The sequence below is a fragment of the Rhodococcus sp. NPDC054953 genome (assembly GCF_053609225.1).
In genome coordinates, this window is the sequence record NZ_JBSGXD010000076.1 from 367 (window position 1) to 1,165 (window position 799).

Consider the following 799-nt stretch of genomic DNA (forward strand, 5'->3'; position numbering starts at 1 on the left):
CCCTCCTGGCCTCGCGTGAGGTCGGTGCCGTCGAGGACCTGCCCCTCCAGTTCGGGGAGCGAGCTGTCGACGCCGGTGTCGATGACGGCGATGGTGATGCCTTCGCCGGTGGTGTGTTCCCAGATTTGTTCGACGCGGAGGGTGTCGAAGTACCAGGGGTGTTGGGGGGTGTCGGCCGCTTGTGCGGTGGTGGGTGCGGTGGCGAGGGCTGCGGTGAGGGCAAGGGTGGTGGCGAGGGCCCGGCGGGTGGGGGTCATGGCTGCTGCCTGTCGTCCTTACTCTCGTCTTTCGATGGGGCGACAAATGGGCCCGAGCGGGGATCAGGCGCGTCGCCGGAGCAGCAACCATCCGGTCACGGCGACGAGCAGAACTGCGGCGGTGCCGCCGAGGATCCAGGGCAGAGGGCTGCTGTCGTCACTCGTGGCGGCGGCTTCCGCCTCGGGTCCGGGGGCGGGTTCGGCACTCTCGTCCGGCGTCGTTTCGGGTGTCGGCTCAGGCGTGGCGGGCGGCACAAGGCCCGCTTCCCAGTCGCGGAAGATCGGCGGACTGTCGGGATCACCGGGGTCACCCTCCCCATCGACGATGACCCGGTCGGGCCGGACGATGCCGTACCCGGTGTAGTCATCCCGCCGCTGATCATCGGACCGCTCGGCCGTATTGAGCATCACCCGCAACACCTGGTTCTTCGTCCAGTCCGGGTGCTGCGACCAGATCAGCGCGGCAGAGGCGGAGACGAGAGCAGTGGCAGAACTGGTTCCACCACCCTCCATCAGGCAGAGGGAACCATCGATGCCATCGC

General features: G+C 68.5%; 1 protein-coding gene and 1 pseudogene. Both read right to left on the reverse strand.

Translation table 11 applies throughout. The features are described from left to right. Nucleotides 1-257, reverse strand: a pseudogene (locus ACWF62_RS20580) (type VII secretion-associated serine protease mycosin); the annotation flags it as partial. Nucleotides 258-320: 63 nt separating this feature from the next. After that, a partial coding sequence (locus ACWF62_RS20585) for a S8 family serine peptidase (RefSeq protein ID WP_452631278.1) occupies nucleotides 321-799 on the reverse strand: 479 nt, incomplete at its 5' end.